At 54.7% G+C, this 21,186-nt stretch carries 19 protein-coding genes; 12 read left to right on the top strand and 7 right to left on the bottom strand.

Translation table 11 applies throughout. The features are described from left to right. Positions 1-12: 12 nt before the first annotated feature. From AC3Y5R_RS03900 to AC3Y5R_RS03945, 10 genes are all read left to right on the top strand, one after another. Positions 13-1,161: an iron-containing alcohol dehydrogenase gene (locus tag AC3Y5R_RS03900; RefSeq protein ID WP_489920233.1), complete on the top strand. Its 1,149-nt coding sequence runs from the start codon at positions 13-15 to the stop codon at positions 1,159-1,161. A gap of 17 nt (positions 1,162-1,178) precedes the next feature. Further along, entirely contained in the window at positions 1,179-2,063 is an 885-nt protein-coding gene (locus AC3Y5R_RS03905) for a dihydrodipicolinate synthase family protein (protein WP_489920234.1), read from the top strand. A 50-nt stretch (positions 2,064-2,113) separates the two neighbouring features. Continuing rightward, complete coding sequence (locus AC3Y5R_RS03910; protein WP_489920235.1) at positions 2,114-3,064, top strand: phosphoglycerate dehydrogenase; 951 nt, start codon at positions 2,114-2,116, stop codon at positions 3,062-3,064. 85 nt (positions 3,065-3,149) lie between these two features. Next, a complete protein-coding gene (locus AC3Y5R_RS03915) occupies positions 3,150-4,469 on the top strand; it encodes an MFS transporter (RefSeq protein WP_489920236.1) in 1,320 nt (439 codons plus the stop codon). A 93-nt stretch (positions 4,470-4,562) separates the two neighbouring features. Then, the gene (locus tag AC3Y5R_RS03920; protein ID WP_489920237.1) at positions 4,563-5,885 is read left to right on the top strand and encodes an MFS transporter; all 1,323 of its coding nucleotides are present in this window, start codon (positions 4,563-4,565) and stop codon (positions 5,883-5,885) included. Next, positions 5,885-6,934: a cyclase family protein gene (locus tag AC3Y5R_RS03925; RefSeq protein ID WP_489920238.1), complete on the top strand. Its 1,050-nt coding sequence runs from the start codon at positions 5,885-5,887 to the stop codon at positions 6,932-6,934. Before AC3Y5R_RS03920 ends, AC3Y5R_RS03925 begins: the two co-directional genes overlap by 1 nt. Positions 6,935-7,007: 73 nt before the next feature. Further along, entirely contained in the window at positions 7,008-8,423 is a 1,416-nt protein-coding gene (locus AC3Y5R_RS03930; RefSeq protein ID WP_158781797.1) for a sodium:solute symporter family protein, read from the top strand. Between the two features lies 1 nt (position 8,424). Beyond that, on the top strand, positions 8,425-9,603 hold the full coding sequence (locus AC3Y5R_RS03935; protein ID WP_489920239.1) for a sialidase family protein: 1,179 nt from the start codon (positions 8,425-8,427) through the stop codon (positions 9,601-9,603). Between the two features lie 2 nt (positions 9,604-9,605). After that, a complete protein-coding gene (locus AC3Y5R_RS03940; RefSeq protein WP_489920383.1) occupies positions 9,606-10,280 on the top strand; it encodes an SDR family NAD(P)-dependent oxidoreductase in 675 nt (224 codons plus the stop codon). A gap of 184 nt (positions 10,281-10,464) precedes the next feature. Then, positions 10,465-11,754 carry a glycoside hydrolase family 28 protein gene (locus AC3Y5R_RS03945; RefSeq protein ID WP_489920240.1) on the top strand — a complete coding sequence of 430 codons (1,290 nt, stop codon included), beginning with the start codon at positions 10,465-10,467 and terminating at the stop codon, positions 11,752-11,754. A 92-nt stretch (positions 11,755-11,846) separates the two neighbouring features. Here AC3Y5R_RS03945 and yacL read toward each other — a convergent pair whose 3' ends face one another. Further along, positions 11,847-12,209 (bottom strand): protein YacL, encoded by a 363-nt coding sequence (yacL, locus tag AC3Y5R_RS03950; protein ID WP_489920241.1) that lies wholly within the window; start codon positions 12,207-12,209, stop codon positions 11,847-11,849. Between the two features lie 212 nt (positions 12,210-12,421). Between yacL and AC3Y5R_RS03955 the strand changes: the two genes are divergently transcribed. After that, positions 12,422-12,556, top strand: a complete 135-nt coding sequence (locus AC3Y5R_RS03955) for a hypothetical protein (RefSeq protein WP_489920242.1) — start codon at positions 12,422-12,424, stop codon at positions 12,554-12,556. A 30-nt stretch (positions 12,557-12,586) separates the two neighbouring features. Here AC3Y5R_RS03955 and AC3Y5R_RS03960 read toward each other — a convergent pair whose 3' ends face one another. The 3 genes from AC3Y5R_RS03960 to AC3Y5R_RS03970 form a co-directional block, all read right to left on the bottom strand. After that, positions 12,587-12,835: a hypothetical protein gene (locus AC3Y5R_RS03960; RefSeq protein ID WP_489920243.1), complete on the bottom strand. Its 249-nt coding sequence runs from the start codon at positions 12,833-12,835 to the stop codon at positions 12,587-12,589. 59 nt (positions 12,836-12,894) lie between these two features. Beyond that, the gene (gene acnB / locus AC3Y5R_RS03965) at positions 12,895-15,492 is read right to left on the bottom strand and encodes a bifunctional aconitate hydratase 2/2-methylisocitrate dehydratase (RefSeq protein WP_489920244.1); all 2,598 of its coding nucleotides are present in this window, start codon (positions 15,490-15,492) and stop codon (positions 12,895-12,897) included. A 664-nt stretch (positions 15,493-16,156) separates the two neighbouring features. Continuing rightward, positions 16,157-17,155 (bottom strand): aldo/keto reductase, encoded by a 999-nt coding sequence (locus AC3Y5R_RS03970; RefSeq protein ID WP_489920245.1) that lies wholly within the window; start codon positions 17,153-17,155, stop codon positions 16,157-16,159. Between the two features lie 100 nt (positions 17,156-17,255). Here AC3Y5R_RS03970 and AC3Y5R_RS03975 point away from each other — a divergent pair, with 100 nt between their 5' ends. Next, a complete protein-coding gene (locus AC3Y5R_RS03975; RefSeq protein ID WP_489920246.1) occupies positions 17,256-18,161 on the top strand; it encodes a LysR family transcriptional regulator in 906 nt (301 codons plus the stop codon). A 125-nt stretch (positions 18,162-18,286) separates the two neighbouring features. Here the strand turns inward: AC3Y5R_RS03975 and AC3Y5R_RS03980 are convergent, their stop codons facing one another. The 3 genes from AC3Y5R_RS03980 to lpdA form a co-directional block, all read right to left on the bottom strand. Continuing rightward, a complete protein-coding gene (locus tag AC3Y5R_RS03980; RefSeq protein WP_489920247.1) occupies positions 18,287-18,727 on the bottom strand; it encodes a hypothetical protein in 441 nt (146 codons plus the stop codon). After that, positions 18,727-19,329, bottom strand: a complete 603-nt coding sequence (locus AC3Y5R_RS03985) for a pesticin C-terminus-like muramidase (RefSeq protein WP_489920248.1) — start codon at positions 19,327-19,329, stop codon at positions 18,727-18,729. The genes AC3Y5R_RS03980 and AC3Y5R_RS03985 overlap by 1 nt, the downstream gene beginning before the upstream one ends. Before the next feature lie 404 nt (positions 19,330-19,733). Further along, positions 19,734-21,158, bottom strand: coding sequence for a dihydrolipoyl dehydrogenase (gene lpdA / locus AC3Y5R_RS03990; protein ID WP_158781813.1), 1,425 nt, complete (start codon positions 21,156-21,158; stop codon positions 19,734-19,736). Between the last annotated feature and the right edge of the window lie 28 nt (positions 21,159-21,186).

A 21,186-nucleotide genomic window follows, 5' to 3' on the forward strand; every position in this document is an offset into this window, starting at 1 on the left:
AAGGTAAGGCGAATGAATATCAACAGCACCGTAATCAGTGGCTACCAGACTCTCAATGACATTGGCTATCTGCTGCACGGCGTCCAGCACGTCCTGCTGGTGACCGATAAGAACATCGCTGGCATTCCAGCGGTGCAGACGCTGATTAAGCAAATTGGCAGTAAGGTTCAGGCAGTGACCATGGTTGACTCCGTGCCGCCAGAGCCAAGCCAGCACGATGTGGCCGCGATTACAGCAACGCTGGATACCGACGGTGTGGATCTGGTGATTGGCGTCGGCGGCGGCAGCGTGCTGGATGTCGCTAAACTGCTGTCGGTGCTCTGCATGGAGAATGCGCCAACGCTGGAAGCGCTGCTGAAAGGCGAAAAGCCACAGCGCCGCACCGCTTCACTGCTGATCCCGACTACCGCAGGCACCGGCTCAGAAGCCACGCCAAACGCTATTCTGGCCATTCCGGAGAAAGAGACCAAGGTCGGCATTATCTCCCCGGTGATGCTGCCAGACTATGTGGTGCTGGCTCCGGAACTGACCACCAGCATGCCTGCACACATCGCCTCCTCTACCGGTATTGACGCGCTTTGCCATCTGATTGAGTGCTTCACCGCCACCGTTTCGAATCCGGTAAGCGATAACTATGCGCTGATTGGCCTGAAAAAACTGTTTACCAGCCTGGAAATTGCCGTAGCAGAACCTGGCAACCTGGCAGCCCGCCTCGACATGCTCTGGGCCTCTTATTACGGCGGCGCGGCGATTGCTCATGCCGGTACGCACCTGGTTCATGCCATGTCCTATCCGCTCGGCGGCAAGTACCACATTCCCCACGGCGTGGCGAATGCCATCCTGCTGGCTCCGTGCATGCGGTTTGTGCGCCCGGCTGCGGTGAGCAAATTTGCTCAGGCCTATGACCTGCTGCCGGATGCGGATCCGTCACTGAGCGAAGAACAGAAATCCGTGGCGCTGGTCGACTATTTCTCCGCGCTGGTGAAGCGCCTGAAGCTGCCCGCCAGCCTGGATGAACTTGGCATCGGCTCAGATCACCTGCCCTATCTCGTCGAAGCCGCGCTGGACGTACAGCGCCTGATGAAAAACGTTCCTGCCCCGGTCAGCGCAAATGATGTCCGCGACGTCTATCTGGCGCTGTTCCCGGCACAGAATCACTAACAGATTAAGAGGACACCATGAACAAAAAAATCACCGGCGTACTGACCGCCATCGTCACGCCGTTCACTAAAGATGGCGACTATAACGAAGCGGCCATGCGCGTGCAGATCCAGCGTCAGCTGGCAGCCGGTAACGGCATTTTCTGCGGCGGCACCAACGGCGAGTTCTTCGTGCTGAACGCCGAAGAGAAGCTGGCCGTGGCGAAAACCTGCATGGAAGAAGTGGCAGGCAAAGCGCACGTGGTCGCGCACATTGGCGAGATCTCCACCCGTGAAACCATTCGCCTCGGCAAGCAAATTGCGGCTCTGGGCGTGGATGCCGTTTCGGTGATCACTCCCTGGTTCGTTCCGCTGAAGCAGGAAGAGTTGATCGCCCATTACGAAGAAGTCGCCGATGCGCTGGACGTGCCGGTCTTCCTCTATAACATTCCGGCACGCACAGGCAACACGCTGCAACCGGAGACGGTGCGCAAGCTGGCCGCTCACCCGAACATTGTCGGCATCAAGGACAGCGCGGGCAGCTACGAGAGCCTGAGCGGCTTCCTGAAAGCGGCGGAAGGCATTGATAATTTTGACGTGCTGAACGGCCCAGACTCCCTGATCCATCAGGGCTTTGTTGATGGCTGCTCTGCCTGCATCTCCGGGCTGGCTAACGTGGCACCGAATGAAATCAATGCCATCTGGGCGCACTTCCACGCGGGTGATATCGCTGGTTCGCACAAGGCACAGGAAAACGTCACCGGCCTGCGTACCGATCTTTACAGCGTAGGCTTCTCGCCTGCGGCGGTGAAAAAAGCCGTCTCGCTGATAGGCCATGACGTGGGCGAAAGCCGCTATGCAGTGCGCTTCAGCGCCGAAGAAGAGCAACGCATTCGCCAGATCGTCAATCAATACACTCACTGATTTTGCGGCGGCGCTGCGGTGCCGCCTGCTTTGATACCAGGATACGCAAGATGAAAGTGATTTGTACTTCTCCCTCATTCGCCAAATACGATGCCCAGCCGATCGACACGCTGCGCCAGCAGGGTTTTGAGCTGGTCACACTGCCTGCCGATGCGCCGCTGACCGCGCTGCAGCCGCACCTGGCAGAGACGGTTGCGATGATCGTAGCTTTTACCGACGTAAATGAAGAATTACTCGCGCTGGCACCGCAGCTGAAGATTGTCTGCAAGCACGGCGTGGGCGTCGACAATATCGATCTGAACGCCACTAAAGCCCGCGGTATCTTTGTGACCAACGTGCCGGATGCCAACAAACATGCCGTGGCCGACTTCGCTTTTGCACTGATCCTCAATGCGGCACGTCAGGTGACAACGGCCGCAGTGGAAACCCGTGCCGGGCAGTGGCCACGCATTTTCGCCACCGATGTGTACGGCAAAACGCTGGGCATTATCGGCCTCGGCAATATCGGTAAGCAGGTCGCCCTGCGTGCCAGCGGCTTCAACATGCGCGTGCTGGCGTTTGATTTCTATCCCGACCAGAAATTTGCCGATGAGCACAATATTGAGTTTGTCAGCCTGGATCGGCTGACGGAGCAGTGTGACTTTATCACTCTGCATACACCGCTGACCGATGAAACCCGCAACCTGTTTAATGCTGCCAGAATCGCGAGGATGAAGAAATCGGCCTTTCTGATAAACGTCTCACGCGGTGGCGTGGTGAATGAAGCCGATCTGTTTAACGCCCTGTCCGACAATGTGATTGCCGGAGCAGCCGCAGACGTCTTTGATCATGAACCGCTGGAGACGCATCCCCTGTTCTCGCTGAATAATTTTATCCCCACCTCACACATCGCGGGCTACACCGACGGGGCGATCAGCGCCATCGGCGAGCGCTGTGTGCAGCAAATTATTCAGTGTGTGAAAGAGCAGCAACGACCCGTCAATGTGATGAATTCACTGTAATCAGGCCCGGGGCGTCGTTCCCGCCCCGTTTAACAAAGCTGGACCACGATCCAGCGAATAACAACCTCTGTACCGGGCTAAGACTATGAACATTCCTGCTGGTAATACCCGTATCCGCTGGTGGATTGCAGGCCTGATGTGGCTGGCAATCGCCATTAACTATATTGACCGCACCGTGCTGTCGGCGGCGGCTCCGCACCTGATCGACGAGCTGAAGCTGAACCCAGAAATGATGGGCTTCATCATGGCGGCGTTCTTCTGGTCTTACTCGCTGCTGCAGATCCCGGCGGGCTGGTTCGCCGATCGTTTCGGCCAGAAAAAGGGGCTGGGACTGGCCGTTGCCTGGTGGTCCATCGCCACTTCGGTGATGGGGCTGGCAACCGGTTTTAAATCCCTGCTGGCCCTGCGCCTGGCGTTAGGCGTCGGGGAAGCGGCAGCCTACCCCAGCAACGCCGGGATCACCGCCCGCTGGTTCCCGGACAAAGAACGAGCCACCGTTTCCGGCCTGTTCGACAGCGCCTCGAAGTTCGGTGGCGCGGTGGCGATGCCGCTGATCGTCTGGATGATCTACATGTTCGACTGGCGTCTGACCTTCCTGATCATCGGCAGCGTCGGCCTGCTGTGGGTGATCGTCTGGTATTTTATCTATGCCGAGAATCCGGAAGATCACAACTACATCAGTAAACACGAAATCAGCCTGATCCGTGAAGGCCAGGCCCGCAAGCACGGCGATAAAGGTGTACGGCCGATGAAGTGGTACAAGCTGCTGCGCTATCGCAACATCTGGGCGATGTGCATCGGCTTCTTTACCATTAACTACACCTCCTATTTCTTTATCACCTGGCTGCCGACCTATCTGGTGAAAGAAAAAGGGATGGATTTCATCAAGATGGGGATGATCGCCGCCCTGCCCCTGCTGTGCGGAATGATCATCGAAGTGGTGGCTGGCTGGGCCTCGGATCGTATGGTGCACAAGAAAGTGCTGTCACTGACCGCCACCCGCAAGCTGTTCCTGACCATCGGCCTGCTGATGGCGCTGTGCATTGGCTTCGCACCGTTTACTGACTCGGTATTTATGACCGTGTTCCTGCTGTGCGTGGCGAAATCCGGCACCACCGTGGCTGCTTCCCAGGTCTGGGCGCTGCCCGGCGACGTGGCACCGAAAAACAGCGTCTCCATTGTGGCCGGGTTGCAAAATACCGTCTCTAACCTCGGTGGCGCAGTCGGTCCGATTGTCACCGGTGCCATCGTTGCCGCTACCGGTTCTTTCACCTGGGCGCTGGTTTTCTCCGCCATTCTGGTGGTGATCGGCATCCTCAACTACCTGTTCCTGATGGGCAAAGTCGAGCCCATTTCCGACGAAGAAAAAGCCCCGGCGCACCAGATGTCTGTGGGCCGGGCATAACCCTGCGGCCTGCCGGATCGCGCCCCAGTAATGCGGTGTGACGGGGGCCTTATCGCCTTAAAACTATAAAAAAACTCTGTTCCGGAGCCGATCATGTCGATCAATTCTCATGATAATGCTGTGATTGCCAACGCAGGTGAAAAGAGAGCCAGCGGGAAGATGCGGTTTGTGATCCTTACCGTTCTCTCGTTTGGTATTGCGATTAACTACGTCGATCGTGCCGCGATGAGCGTGGCGATCCCGTTTATGTCGCACGATCTCCAGTTATCCAGCACCGACAGCGGCCTGCTGCTCTCGGCGTTTTTCTGGAGTTACGTGCTGTTCCAGCTGCCGGGCGGCTGGCTGGTCGATAAGCTCGGGCCACGGATCACCTTCGCGGTCAGCAGCCTCGGTTGGGGCCTTGCCACCGCAGCGTGCGGCCTGGCGAACGGCTTAACCGCGCTGGTCGGCTTCCGCTTTGTGCTCGGCGCGGTGGAAGCGCCCAGCTATCCTGCCAGCTCCTCAACGGTCACGCGCTGGTTCCCTCGTCAGGAACGCAGCTTCGCCGCCGCCACGTTTAACAACGGCAGCAAGATTGGCGGCACGCTGGCAATCCCGATTATCTCCTTCCTGATCGCGCTGGTCGGCTGGCGCATGACTTTTGTGATCTCCGGTCTGGTCGCCGTGATCTGGGCGGTGGGCTGGTATATCTGGTACCGCGATCCCCGCGAGCACAAAACCGTATCTGCCGCAGAGGTGGAATTCATTGAAGCGAATCAGGATCCGCAGACCGGTGAGCCGATGAGCATCCGTCAGCTGCTCGCCCAGCGTACCGTGCAGGCGATGATGGCCGGTTTCTTCTGCATTAACTTCGTCTCCTACTTCTTCTTCACCTGGTTTCCCACTTACCTGGTTGAAACCTTCCATCTGTCGCTGATGAAGTTCGGCCTTCTCGGCATGCTGCCCGGCATTGCCGCCATTGTCGGCGGCTGGTGCGGCGGCCTGCTTTCCGACAGTCTGGTCCGTCACGGCGTCTCGCTGACCGTGGCGCGTAAAATTCCGCTGGTCGGTGGCATGCTGGGCAGCGCGGTGATTGGCCTGGCGGCCTTCTCGCCGACCGTGACGCTGGCCCTGAGCGCGCTATGCTTTGCCAACTTCGCCGCCACTTTTGCTTCTGCAGCGCTGTGGGCACTGCCTTCAGACGTTGCCCCTAACCGCGCCAATGTCGCCACCATCGGCGGCATTCAGAATATGGCGGCCAACCTTGCCGGCATCATTTCACCGATCCTGATTGGCGTGCTGATGCAGTTCACCCACTCATTCGTGATCCCGCTGATACTGGCAGGGATTGTCGGCCTGCTGGGCGCGCTGATTTACGGCTTCTGGCTGCCGCGCGTGACGCCAATGCAGCTCAATACCGCCGGAGGAAAAGCCTGATGACCACTGCACCCCGCTGGAAACAGCGCCCTGAACACGCCACCTGGGGCGACTTTGGCCCGGACGATCAGTTGGGACGGCTGAATCTGCTGACGCCACAAAAGGTCAGAGAAGGCATTGCCGAGGTGCAGACCGGGCAGACCTTCTGCCTGAGTTTGCCGCTGGATCTGCCTGGCGGAACGGCCATGAACCCACGTCGGCCACCACCACAGCTGGCAGCCACCCGGCGCGGCGAGAATGCCAATATGACCTATCCACTCTCCAGAGATGACGCGCGTCTGACCGATGTGATTTGCGACGATGCGGTCACTCTCGCCCTGCAGTATTCCACCCAGTGGGACAGTCTGGCACATATGGGGCAGTGGTTTGACGTGGCGGGCAACGGCGAGCCGGAGATGGTGTTTTATAACGGCTATCGCGCCGGAAAAGACATCGTCGGCGAAACGGACTATCGCGGCGGCTGTGGCTGTTCGCATGGCAGTCATCTCGGCGCGAAGGCATTGGGCATCGAGAATATGGCAAAGCACGGCATCCAGGGCCGTGCGGTAATGATTGATATCAAAAAATATTTTGGTATTGAGCGCTTTGCTTTTGGCTACCAGCATCTGCGCCAGATCCTCGATGAAGAAGGCATTGAGATCCGTCAGGGCGACCTGGTCTGCTTTCGCACCGGCATGGACGAAGCCATTTACCAGATGGCTGGCAAACCCGATATGACGTACCTGAATTCACATTTCGCCGGGCTGAACGGCAGCGATCCTGAACTGCGCCAGTGGGTGATCGACAGCGGCGTTGTCGCCCTGCTGGCCGATAACCCGGCGGTTGAAATCCTGCCTGCCCAGCCGCTCAACAACGAGTTCTACCCTTCACACCCGCTGCATGAACTTTGCCTGTTCCGGCTGGGCGTTTACCTGGGCGAACTCTGGCATATGAGCGAACTGGCCGACTGGCTGAGCGCCCACCAGCGCCACGCATTTTTATTAACAGCACCACCACTAAGGCTGCCCGGCGCAGTGGGTTCTCCCGCCACGCCGATAGCCACCGTCTGAAACTCCTTTAACCCTACACGGCGCGAACAGAACCAGAAGGTCGGCGCGTTTTGACTCATTGTGAGGCATCACTATGAAAGAGTTCTCCTCTGAAGGCACGCTGATCATCGTTGGGATGGTGCTGGCCTATATTCTTTTTACCACCTGGCTGACTTACCGGTTACGCAGTAAAAGTTCCGGCGATTTTATGGAAGGCGCAAGGGCCATGCCCGCCTTTATCGTCGGCATCATGCTGATGTCTGAATACATCGGTGCCAAATCCACCGTCGGCACTGCACAGGCCGCTTTCGAGAGTGGTTTTGCCGCTTCCTGGTCGGTGATCGGGGCGGCTATTGGCTTCCCGATTTTCGGGCTGCTGCTGGTGAAGCGCATCTACAACACCGGCAAAATCACCATCTCCGGGGCGATTGCCGAGAAGTACGGTAGTACCACCAAAAACATTATCTCGATCATTATGATTTATGCCCTGCTGCTGGTGAACGTCGGTAACTACGTCAGCGGCGCGGCGGCTATCTCCACCGTGCTGAAAGTGAACCTGCCGGTGGCAGCCTTTATCACCGCCATTGTCAGCACCTTCTATTTTGCCTTTGGCGGCATGAAGGGGATGGCCTGGGTGACCATGCTGCACAGCGGCCTGAAGTACGTGGGGATCCTGATTATCCTGGGCGTGGCGCTGAAGATGACCGGCGGCATCACGCCGATGGTGCAGAAAATGCCGGACTTCTACTGGACCTGGGACGGCCATGTGGGGGCCAGCACCATTGTCGCCTGGCTGATCGGGACTATCGGGTCGATCTTCTGTACCCAGTTTGTGATTCAGGCGATCTGTTCGACCAAAACGCCTGCCGCGGCCCGACGCGCGACCTGGGTGGCCTTCTTTTTCTGCCTGCCGATTGGCCTTGCCATCGCGGCGATTGGCGTGGCGGCGAAGTACCTCCATCCGGAGATCAACAGCCTCTACGCCCTGCCGGTGTTCCTGCAGGATATGAGCCCGTGGCTGGCCGGGATCGTCACCACCTCGCTGGTCGCCTCGATCTTCGTCAGCGTGGGCACGGTGGCGCTGGCGATTGCCTCGCTGATCGTCAAAGACTTCTACGTGCCCTACCGTAACCCGACGCCAGAGCGCGAGTTCAAAATGACACGTCTGCTGTCGCTGGTCATCGGCTTTGCCCCATTGGTCTTCGTGCTGTTCGTACCGGAAGTGCTGAAGCTCTCTTTCTTCACACGCGCTATCCGCCTGTCGATTTCCGTGGTGGCGATCATCGCTTTCTACCTGCCGATGTTTAAAAGCGCCAGAGGAGCCAACTGGGGGCTGATTGGTGCCTGCGTGGTGACCTCGGTGTGGTTCGTGCTCGGTGACCCGTTCGGCATCAACAACATGTATATCGCACTGATTACTCCGGCGGTGATTATGGTCATTGACCATCTGATCCCACGTCGTGAAAGCAGTAAGCAAACCAAAAACAGTCTGCAAAAGAGTGGAGCGTAATATGAAGGAAACAGTGACCGTGGATCGCAATGGCCTGGTTCATCCGGCCGAAAACGACAGCCAGCTACAGGTGGCGATGCTGCCCTCTGCCTGCCCACAGAATCACGCGGCCAATCTGCTGCCGCTGCCGGATAGCGACCTGCTCTGCTGCTGGTTTGGTGGCACTCAGGAGGGGATTGCCGATATCTCCATCTGGTGCTCACGGCTGGCAAAAGGCAGCCAGCGCTGGAGTGAACCGCAAAAATTGTCGGAAGACAGCAGCCGATCGGAGCAGAATCCGGTGCTGTTTCTGGCCCCGGATAACGTGCTCTGGCTGATGTACACCGCGCAGAAATCCGGCAATCAGGACACCGCTATTGTGCGCTATCGCCAGTCGAAGGATCTGGGTAAAAGCTGGGGGCCGATTGCCACCCTGCTGGATCGTCCCGGCACCTTTATCCGCCAGCCGGTGGTGGTGGTGCCGAACGGCAACTGGCTGCTTCCTGTGTTTTACTGCACCACGAAGCCCGGTGAAAAATGGGTCGGCAATAACGACACCAGCGTGGTGAAAATCTCTGCCGACCAGGGCAGGAGCTGGCGCGACGTGATCGTGCCGGACAGCACCGGCTGTGTGCATATGAATATCACACTACTGCAGGATGGCTCGCTGCTGGCGCTGTATCGCAGCCGCTGGGCGGATCATATCTACCTCAGCCGCTCGGAAGTTAACGGTGAAAGCTGGTCAGCGCCGCAGCCAACTGACCTGCCAAATAACAATTCGTCCATTCAGGTGACCACGCTGGCGAATGGCGATCTGGCGCTGGTTTATAATGCCATGAGCGCCGAAGGTGCCAGCGAGCGCCGTTTGTCGCTGTATGACGAGATTGAGGATGAAGATGAGGATGTTGCCGTTGCCGCTGAGCCAGTGGTGCGTACCGGTAAAACAGCCTTATGGGGCGCACCGCGTGCCCCAATGACGCTGGCGATTTCAAAAGATGGCGGCAAAAGCTGGCCGTGGAAGCGCAACCTCGACGAGGGCGACGGCTACTGCATGACCAATAACTCGCAGCAGAAGCTCAACCGCGAGTTCTCCTATCCCAGTATCAAACAGGGCGTGAATGGCGAGCTGCACATCGCTTATACCTGGTATCGTCAGGCGATCAAATACGTCTGTGTGAATGAAGAGTGGGTGACACAATGAGAATGGGCCAGGCACTGGTCACCGGGGCCAGCTCAGGGATTGGTGAGGCGGTGGTGGAACGCCTGCTGGCTGATGGCTGGCAGGTAACCGGCCTGAGCCGGAGAAGGATCGAACGCAACCATCCGGCCTTTACCTCGCTGTCGGTCGATCTGAACGATCGCCAGCAGCCAGGTAGTGTGCTGGCAGGCATGGAAGCCCCTCAGGCGATTGTGCATGCTGCCGGAATGATGAAGGCTGCGCCACTGGGTGAGCTGGATGAGGAGGTCAGCCGTCAGCTGTGGCATCTGCATATCACCGTGGCGGAGTGCCTGGCCAACACTTTTGCTCCGGCGATGTCAGAAGGAGGCCGGATTGTGCTGCTCGGCAGCCGGACGTCAACCGGGGCGGCAGGCCGCAGCCAGTACGTTGCCACAAAATCGGCCATGAAAGGCATGGTGCGAAGCTGGGCAGCAGAGCTGGCTTCACGAGGTATCACCGCCAATATCGTCGCGCCGGGGGCCACCGCCACGCCAATGCTCAATATGCCGGGCAGGGAAAGCTCGCCGCCGAAGCTGCCTCCCATTGGACGCTATATTCAGCCGGAGGAAGTGGCCGGACTGGTGAGCTATCTGCTGTCACCCGCTGCCGGAGCAATGACAGGACAGGAGTTGGTACTTTGCGGGGGCGCTTCTTTATAGACAGAAACTCTTTTTTAAATCAGCACACCCTGGGACAGACCAGGGCTGCAGAGCACATAATTCATCCGTTTTCCCCCGCTTATCAGTACGCTAAAATACCTGACCTGAAACAATAATACGGCCGTTTATGGATGATAGTTTGATAACGTTAATCCTTTTCGATTCGTACCTGAGGGCAGGATAAATGGCGATTTTAAACATTTCAGATTTCGGTGCTGTTCCGGACGGTGTCACTCTCGCCACTCTGGCAATACAAGATGCTATCGATCGGGCCTCTTCAGGCGATACCGTATTTATTCCTGCGGGACGTTTTCTGACTGGTTCCCTGTTTCTGAAAAGCGATCTGACGCTGGAACTGGCTGAAAACGCGGTGTTACTGGGCAGCCAGAGGTTGGAGGACTACCGCAGAATACCTACTCGTGTCGCCGGTATTGAGATGCCCTGGCCTGCGGGGATCCTCAATATCAATCAGTGCCGTAACGTAAAAGTGACCGGAGCAGGTACCCTCGACGGACAAGGTGCCTTCTGGTGGCATAAATTCTGGGGCGATGATGAAAACGGCGGCATGCTGGCGCAGTACAGCCAAAAAGGGTTGCGCTGGGTGGTCGATTACGAATGCGAGCGCCCGCGAAATGTGGTGGTTTATCAGAGTGAAGCGATAGAGCTGAGTGAGTTTACTTCGCGGGAATCCGGCTTCTGGAATATCCATCTGTGCTACTCAACTCAGGTTTTATTGCAGAATGTGGCAGTGAACAACTCCACTGGACCCAGCACCGACGGCATTGATATCGACTCCTGTCAGCATGTTCGCGTCGAGAACTGCAGCGTTTCCTGCAATGATGACAATATCTGCGTTAAATCGGGACGCGGCGCAGAAGCGCAGCAGCTGGCAAAAACGGCGAGCGATATTATTATCCGCAACTGCGAACTGCATAAAGGTTCTGGTATTACGCTGGGCAGCGAAACGTCTGGTGGCATCGAAAGAGTCATTATTGAGCATAATCACTTCTCTGGTACCGGTGTAGGATTTCGTATTAAATCATCCCGTAATCGCGGGGGCTTTATCAGAGATATTATCGTGCGTCATCTGACGTTAAAGGATGTCTGCTACCCTTTTATGCTGCAGCTGAACTGGTTCCCACAATACAGCTACGGCCAGCAACTCAGCGATGAGCAACCTTTACACTGGCGCAAACTTAGCGAGGGCGTGGAGGGAATGGCCGGGTTGACGCGCGTAGAAAATATTATGATTTCCCATATCACCAGCCAGCTCACCCGGCAGCAGAATTTCTCCCGTGCTTTCTTTATTGAAGGCACGGAGGAGTGCCCGATTAATAAACTTCATTTCAGCCATGTTCATTTGCAGGCGCAGGAATTTGGCAAGATTGCTGGCGTCAATAACCTGCACTTTGAGCAGGTCACTGTTGATGCACCGGCAATAACGCTGACGGAAAACGACACTTACGAGCGGTGACGGGCGAAAGACTCACAAGCCAGGCGGGATTAAAACCGCCAGCCTGAATCTTCACTGGCAGGGAAGCAGCGCTTCAACTGGCGCACTGTCCGTTATCGCCCCTGCAAAAATGCGCGGTAGGCAGCAATCACGGCAAGGAAATCTTCCACGCCGCAGAAGCACAGGCTCTCTTCGTCGTAGTAGCTCATTCCTTCTTCCATCTCATCGCCTTCAATGCTCAGCAGATTAGCGCGGACAATAACTTCTTCCTCATCCATCCACAGCGTGTATTCGCGGCCGACGCGCTGCCACTCGCGCTCGCTGCCCTTCACTTCTTCCACGGCAGCTTCCACTTCGTCAAGCAGGGCCAGGTTTTCATCCACTTCTTCATTAAACCAGTGACCTACAGCCTCATGCCCCATCGACATGTGTACTTTCACCCCGCCGGTGACGTCTCGTAAAAATTCATATTCCATGGTGCTTTCCTCTGACCTGACTGATTTGTCGCGCACGGATACCGTGCATTTTCCGCGCAGTGGCGGTAATTTACCGGGGGATGACTCGCATTATCGCAGGCTGGCGGGGGAAAAGCAGCTTTATCAGGAGAAAGGATATGAAGAGAAATAATCAAGCAGCAATCAAGGCAGCTTTCTGAGAATCATCCCCTTCAGCCGATCATGATGCTGCCATGATTGAGGAACTGAAAACCGATCCGGATTACGCCGAAGTCTACTTACAGATGGCATTAGATGATACCTATGAAGCAGGCGGTGTTGCCGCGTCCCTGACAGCTTTGCGCTGTGTGCTGCCTGTACGGCAGTGAACAGTAGCAGTTGCCTCATAACTCAGCGTTTTAAAAAGAAATTTGACCAAAATCGGGAAAAAACCTTTTTTGAACACCTCCCAAGAGAGCACGATAAATCAATAGGTTAGAAACACGGTTTAAAAAAGGGTTCTTTCTCCATGTACTCATCATTTCATCAACCACATCCACAAAAGTATCAAAACCAGGAACGCCTGGAGATGACAAAACGGTCACCACGCTGAGAAATTCGCATAAAAAAACCGGGAAAGAAAACTTTCCCGGTTCAATAAAATGCATGGATCGTTCAGCCGATCCCTGATTAAGCTATTTTCATCAACTTAATCTTCCCGCATGGTTTAAACCGCAGTCTGGAAAATCACGCCGTCAGCTTTATCCGTATACTGGCTCAGCTGGTCGAAGTTCAGATAGCGATAGGTGTCCACCGCCGTCTTATCAACCTGCGCCATAAACTGCTGGTACTCGTCCGGCGTTGGCAGCTTGCCCAACAGAGACGCTACCGCAGCCAGTTCAGCGGATGCCAGATAGACGTTAGCACCGGTACCAAGACGGTTCGGGAAGTTACGGGTCGAGGTGGAAACTACCGTCGCGCCGTCCTGCACACGCGCCTGGTTACCCATGCACAGTGAACAGCCCGGGATCTCAATACGTGCACCACTCTTACCGAAGACGCTGTAATAGCCCTCTTCCGTCAGCTGGGCCGCATCCATCTTGGTTGGCGGAGCCACCCACAGACGGGTTGGCAGTTGGCCTTTATGGCTGTCCAGCAGCTTACCAGCCGCTCGGAAGTGACCGATGTTGGTCATACAGGAACCGATAAAGACCTCATCGATCTTCTCGCCCTGCACGTCCGACAGCAGGCGGGCATCGTCCGGATCGTTCGGCGCACAAAGGATTGGCTCTTTGATTTCCGACAGATCGATGTCGATCACCGCTGCGTATTCCGCATCGGCATCGCCTTCCAGCAGTTCAGGCTCGGCCAGCCATTTTTCCATGCCCTGGATTCGACGCTCCAGCGTACGGCGATCGCCGTAACCTTCGGAGATCATCCACTTCAGCAGCACAATGTTGGAATTCAGATACTCGATGATCGGATCTTTGCCCAGCTTGATGGTACAGCCAGCAGCAGAACGTTCAGCGGAGGCATCGGAGAGTTCAAACGCCTGCTCAACTTTCAGATCTGGCAGACCTTCGATTTCCAGGATACGGCCGGAGAAGATATTTTTCTTCCCTTTCTTCTCAACGGTCAGCAAGCCCTGTTTGATGGCGTACAGAGGAATGGCGTGAACCAGGTCGCGCAGGGTGATCCCCGGCTCCATTTTTCCTTTGAAGCGCACCAGCACCGACTCAGGCATATCCAATGGCATCACGCCGGTCGCAGCAGCAAACGCCACCAGACCAGAACCTGCCGGGAAGGAAATACCGATTGGGAAACGGGTATGTGAGTCACCACCGGTCCCCACGGTATCCGGCAGCAGCATACGGTTCAGCCAGCTGTGGATGATACCGTCGCCCGGACGCAGGGAAACGCCGCCGCGATTCATAATGAAGTCCGGCAGAGTGTGGTGAGTCGACACATCAACCGGCTTAGGATAAGCGGCGGTATGACAGAATGACTGCATCACCAGATCGGCGGAGAAGCCCAGACACGCCAGGTCTTTCAGTTCATCACGGGTCATTGGACCGGTGGTGTCCTGAGAACCGACTGAAGTCATTTTTGGTTCGCAGTAGCTGCCAGGACGCACGCCGTCGGTACCACAGGCACGGCCAACCATTTTCTGCGCCAGAGAGAAGCCACGGGTGCTTGCCGCCACGTCTTTCGCCAGACGGAACACATCGCTGTGTGGCAGGCCCAGAGACTCGCGCGCTTTGGTAGTCAGGCCGCGACCAATGATCAGCGGGATACGACCACCGGCACGCACTTCATCCAGCAGCACTTCGGTTTTCAGTGAGAAGTTCGCCAGCACTTCGCCGGTTTCATGGTTCTTCACTTCACCTTTGTACGGATAAATGTCGATGACATCGCCCATGTTCAGGTTCTGCACATCCACTTCAATCGGCAGGGCACCAGCATCTTCCATGGTGTTGAAGAAGATTGGGGCGATGTTGTTGCCCAGCACCACGCCGCCGCCTTTTTTGTTCGGCACGTTAGGGATGTCGTCGCCCATAAACCACAGTACCGAGTTGGTAGCGGATTTACGGGAAGAACCCGTACCCACCACGTCGCCGACATAGGCCAGAGGGAAACCTTTCTTCTGCAAAGCTTCAATCTGTTTAATCGGGCCGATGTTGCCAGCGTCGTCCGGCTCAATGCCTTCGCGGGCGTTTTTCAGCATGGCCAGCGCGTGCAGTGGGATATCAGGACGGGACCAGGCATCAGGAGCGGGAGACAGGTCATCGGTATTGGTTTCACCAGTGACTTTAAAAACGGTCACGGTAATTTTTTCAGCCAGTTCAGGGCGGGAAAGATACCATTCAGCATCGGCCCAGGAGTGCAGGATTTTTTGAGCGTGCGGGTTACCGGCTTTGGCTTTTTCTTCCACATCGTAGAAGCTGTCGAACATCAGCAGCGTGTGGGACAGGGCTTTGACCGCGATGGGGGCCAGTTTTTCATCATCCAGCGCATCAATCAGCGGGTGGATGTTATAACCCCCCTGCATGGTACCCAGCAGCTCTACGGCTTTTTCAGGGGAGACCAGAGGAGAGGTCGCTTCGCCTTTGGCGACAGCAGCCAGGAAGCCGGCTTTCACGTAGGCCGCTTCATCAACACCTGGCGGGACTCGATTGATCAACAGATCGGACAGAAATTCTTCTTCACCCGCTGGCGGGTTTTTCAGCAGTTCAACCAGCGCGGCCATTTGGGAAGCATCTAATGGTTTAGGAACGATCCCCTGGGCAGCACGCTCGGCAACGTGCTTACGGTATTCTTCTAGCACGACGTTCTCCTCGCTCACATTGTATTGGCTTACCGGACGCTCTCAGGTTCACCGCGAGGTGATTTGCTCATTCTGTAGGGTAAAGCGCCCGGTTCCGCGAGGGCCAGCATAGCAGGATTTCATGCCCATGTTAATCTGTTTACAAAAAAGCAACATTATTTTGCAGCACGAAGCATTATCAGCCGGGAGCCGTCGGATATACATAACCTGGTGCTATTTCATTCGGGGGTATGAGTGAAAGAGGTTATATATGGGGATTGGAAAATCCTTGTTTTACCCTGCTCTGGCGTAAAACCATTGGTATGGGTGTTTTTTGGCTGCCTGTACGGCAGTGAACTGCAGCACTATGTTATGGCTGTCCTGATCCGTTTTTAAGCTGCCTGCACGGTAGTGAACCTAAGTAGAGAAAGCATCATAACGCCCCGTTTTACAAAAAGATTTGCCCCATATCGCCAAATTATCCTCTTTTCTCACCATGACATCGAGTCATTAAAAATCAGACAGTTACAAACACCTCCCAAAAAAGGGTTAAGAAAAGGGCTGCTGTGACTGGCGACTGGAAAGCAGAAGCCACCACCCCATTTCTGCCTGGAATAATACCCAACGAAGTACAGGGGATAGCTTCATTTATTAACTGACTATCGGTACATCAGGCTTGCCAATTCTACCGCTCAACCAGCGCAAACTCGCCTGCGTTATAACGCTCTCCGGCAATGTTTTCACTGTTGAACAGCCAATCCAGCAACTCAATATCCCCTGCCCTCAACTCAATGTCTGCAGCACGACAGTTATCTTCCAGATGAGTGATTTTGCTCGCGCCGGGGATAGGTACGATGTGCTGACCTTTAGCCAGAACCCACGCCAGGGCGATCTGAGCTGAGGTGCTGCTGTAACCAGCGGCTATCTCATTCAGTTGGGTGAGCAGCATGTTGTTATGCGCCAGTGCATCAGCCTGGAAGCGCGGTAAGGTGCGGCGGAAATCGAACTCGTCCATGGTTGCCGTGTCAGGCAGCTTACCGGTCAGGAAGCCCCTGCCCAGCGGGCTGTAAGGGACGAAACCGATATTCAGTTCCTGACAGGTTGCCAGCACGCCCTGCTCCACTTCGCGGCTCCACAGCGAGTATTCGCTCTGTAAGGCGGTAATGGGATGGACGGCCTGCGCACGGCGCAATGTCTCACTGGAGACTTCCGACAAACCGATATGCTGGATTTTCCCTTCCCGCACAAGGTCACTCAGCGTACCCACTACCTCTTCAACCGGTACGGCAGGATCGGCGCGATGCTGGTAGAACAGGTCGATAGTGTCCACATTCAGCCGTTTAAGTGAGGCTTCCGCCACCTTACGAATATTCTCCGGACGGCTGTTAACGCCTTTGATACGTTCCCAGCCTTCACCTTCATCGGTAATGGCGAAGCCAAACTTAGTGGCGACTTTGATTCGATTGCGGTGATTTTTCAAAGCCTTAGCAATCAGCTCCTCATTATTGAAAGGACCATAGACTTCAGCTGTATCCAGAAAATCGACACCTAAATCAAACGCGCGATGCAGAGTTGCAATCGCATGTTGCTCATCATTTTTACCGTAGGCGAACGTCATCCCCATGCAGCCCAGTCCAATTGCCGATACGGTAAAGCCTTCACTGCCTAATGTTCTGCGCTTCATGATTTTCTCCTCTTAATCAGCGACAGAAACGTTATACTTTGTACAACCGGACTCAACAATTGATTGCTTTTAAGCAGATTAATGAAAAGTTATCACTAATATGAAAACGCGCGCTACCCTGCAGGAATTAGAGATTTTTACCGCCATTGCCCGCCATCTGAACTTCCGTAAGGCGGCGGAAGAGCGCAACGTTACCCCCTCCACGCTCAGCCATACCATGACTAATCTGGAACAGCGCATTGGCGTTCGCCTGCTTAATCGCACCACCCGCAGCGTCTCGCTGACAGAAGCCGGTCGCACCTTTTTGCAGCGCATTGAACCCGCAATGATGGATCTTTCGCTGGCGGTAGATGAGCTGAACGACTGGCGTATCGAGCCGCGCGGAACGTTAAGGCTGAATATGCCGCACAGTGCAGAAGCACTTTACCTGCGCACGCTGATGTTGCCCTTCCGCGAGCGCTACCCTGATATCGCGCTGGAGGTCACCTGCAGTGACAGCTTTGTGAACATCGTCGAGAGCGGCTTTGATGCCGGAGTTCGCTTCGGGGAAGCTATTCCCCAAGATATGGTCGCCATTCCGTTTGGCCCGCAGGTTCAGGGAGCCGTGATTGCCAGCCCGGCCTTTATTGAACGTTACGGCAAACCTGAGCATCCGCGTGAACTGCTGAACTTCCGCTGCATTCAGCACCGCTTCCCAGGCGGAGTAAACTACAAATGGGAGTTCAGCGATCGGGGGCAGCCTCTGGAAGTGGCCGTAAATGGCGACCTGTCGCTGGGAAGCGATCTTGCTCTGATTGAAGCAGCCACTATGGGTGCCGGGCTGGCATTTGTGCTGAAAGGGCTGGCTTCGCCAGGTCTGAAAAGCGGCGAGCTGGTAGATGTGCTGACCGACTTCTCTGCACCTTCCGAAGGCTTCTGGCTCTATTATCCCAGCCGCAAGTACTACTCCAGCGCCCTTCGCTGCTTTATTGAGTGGCTGCGGGAGTTTAACCAGGGAGTTGAATAGCTTTCCCCTACTATAGAGTGGTGGCCTGAAGTGTAAGCATGCATTTCTCCGACAGGTGGGGAATACTTCCAGCCATGGTGACGTAGGAGGCATTTTTGGAAAGCGCGTACATCTTGAATGTTCTGTTATCTGTAGCGCTCAGGGCTTAAAAACTCAAAATCGCCAGTCTCAGAAAAAACGGCCGGTCTTGCTTCAGTGGCGTCATGGGTCTGCCTTGCGTTGCTCACGGTGAGGATCCATCGACTCAGATCCGCCCCGTTGCCGTCTTCTGGCTGCCTCAACGTAAACTGATTTTTCTTATCTGTGAAAATAAATCCCCGTAAATTATCTCCATAACCAGTATTGATTGTCTCACCATGTTTTATAACAAAATCCTGACTTGTTTTTTTATTTAAAAAACGACCTTTTACATTCTTGCAGACTGTCACGTATTCACAGTCGCTGGCGATGTAGACCGTGTATACATCCCCGAGGAAAGAAAAATTACTGTAATTTTCGCCCAACCGGGCAGCGCTGGACAAAGATATGAGCATTAAAACAAGGATGAATATTTTTCTACTCATCATTACCGCCCTCCCATAAGGAAACTCACTCTGTGCCTGCCGTCTTCATATTTTTTCAAAAGTGGTCTTTTGTTAATCAGTTCAACAACATTGGAAATATCATTTTTTTCAAAAAACCTGACGATTTCCACAAACAGGTTGCCCTGATATTTCATATCAACAAAAACGTCACGCAATCGATAATCCATCTTTTCCCAGCTGACAGCGCCGGGCTTTTTATACTGATTGTAAAATCTGATTGCATCTTTCAGATAATCACGATATACCCGATTGAATAAAGTTAACTGCTGGTTTTCTGTAATTTCACCAATCTCATTTTTATTTTTTCTGACAAACTCAGTAGCTGCACAACCTTTCAAGCCAGCACCAGCGGCAATTTTTTCTGCCTGCTCTCTGGGTATACCTGAAGAAGTTAACGCATTAACTATTTCACCCTTTGACCTGCCACCTAAATCATAACCTCGCCCTATTGTCACTCCAGAGCGATTATTGAGGCAGGTCGACTCTTTCCCGGGAAAATGTATGACTCTAGTGTACAGCTTGCTGCCGGGAATGTTATTACCATCAGCCCTGAAAGTAAGCAGGCCTTCTGACGGTTCCAGCATAGTTAAACCCCTTCCCTGTTGATTTCCGCCAATCACTGGCGTGGGAAACATAGTAGCAATCCGTACGTTTCACCACAACCTGGCCCTACAGGATTAAGACACCGGCACAAGACGCATAGCCAGATTGTGCAGACCTTTTCGGTAAATATAGTCTGTTCCCCTGACGGTCAACAATATACAGCCAGTAAAACTTAAGATTATCCATAAGCGATTTTATGTGCAGTTTATTCCCACGCATGTGGGTAACACACTAAAATTATCTCAATGATAGTATTAAAGTTTCCTGGAACAGAAAACCCTACCAACGTCACGGTTAAGATTTAACCTTTCTTTATTTTTTAGTCCAGCAAATAAAATGCAAAAAAAAGCCCCCATCAAGGAGGCTTCCATCAGCAAAAAGAAACTTACTTCTTCTTGGCTTTAGCGTTTGGCAGGTCAGTGATGCTGCCTTCGAAGATCTCTGCTGCCAGGCCAACGGACTCGTGCAGAGTCGGGTGAGCATGGATAGTCAGTGCGATATCTTCGGCGTCACAGCCCATCTCAATGGCCAGACCGATTTCACCCAGCAGCTCGCCACCGTTGGTGCCGACAATTGCACCACCGATAACACGGTGAGACTCTTTGTCGAAGATCAGTTTGGTCATACCGTCTGCACAGTCGGAAGCGATAGCACGGCCGGAAGCCGCCCACGGGAAGGTCGCCGTCTCGTAGCTGATGCCCTTCTCTTTTGCTTCTTTCTCGGTCAGACCCACCCAGGCAACTTCTGGCTCGGTGTAAGCGATGGATGGGATGACTTTCGGATCGAAGTAGTGTTTCTTACCGGCGATCACTTCTGCCGCTACGTGGCCTTCATGGACACCTTTGTGCGCCAGCATTGGCTGACCGACGATATCGCCGATTGCATAGATGTGTGGCACGTTAGTACGCATCTGCTTGTCGACGCGGATAAAGCCACGGTCGTCAACTTCAACGCCAGCTTTACCGGCATCCAGACCTTTACCGTTTGGCACACGACCAATCGCAACCAGCACTGCGTCGTAACGCTGCGGTTCGGTTGGCGCTTTTTTACCCTCCATCGTGACATAGATGCCGTCTTCTTTCGCTTCAACGGCGGTCACTTTGGTTTCCAGCATCAGGTTGAACTGCTTGCTGATACGTTTGGTGAACACTTTCACCACGTCTTTGTCAGCCGCAGGAATGACCTGGTCAAACATCTCGACCACATCAATCTGAGAACCCAGCGCGTGATACACGGTGCCCATTTCCAGACCGATGATACCGCCGCCCATAACCAGCAGACGTTCAGGAACTTCTTTCAGCTCCAGCGCATCGGTAGAGTCCCACACTCGTGGATCTTCATGTGGAATAAATGGCAACTGAATCGGACGGGAGCCCGCAGCAATAATCGCGTTGTCGAAGTTGATGGTGGTGGCACCATTCTCGCCTTCAACCACCAGCGTGTTAGCGCCGGTAAATTTACCCAGACCGGTGACCACTTTCACTTTGCGGCCCTTAGCCATACCCGCCAGACCACCGGTCAGCTGAGTGATGACTTTCTCTTTCCAGGTACGAATCTTGGTGATATCAGTCTGCGGCTTGCCGAACACGATACCGTGCTCTTCCAGCGCTTTGGCTTCTTCAATCACTTTCGCCACGTGCAGCAGCGCTTTAGAAGGGATACAACCCACGTTCAGACAGACCCCACCGAGGGTGCTGAAACGCTCAACAATGACGGTCTCCAGACCTAAATCGGCTGCGCGGAAGGCTGCAGAGTAACCTGCAGGACCAGCCCCAAGTACCACGACCTGAGTTTTAATTTCTGTACTCATCATGACCTCTTAGTTAACCGCTGGGATA

This window comes from Erwinia sp. 009765445 (assembly GCF_058137865.1).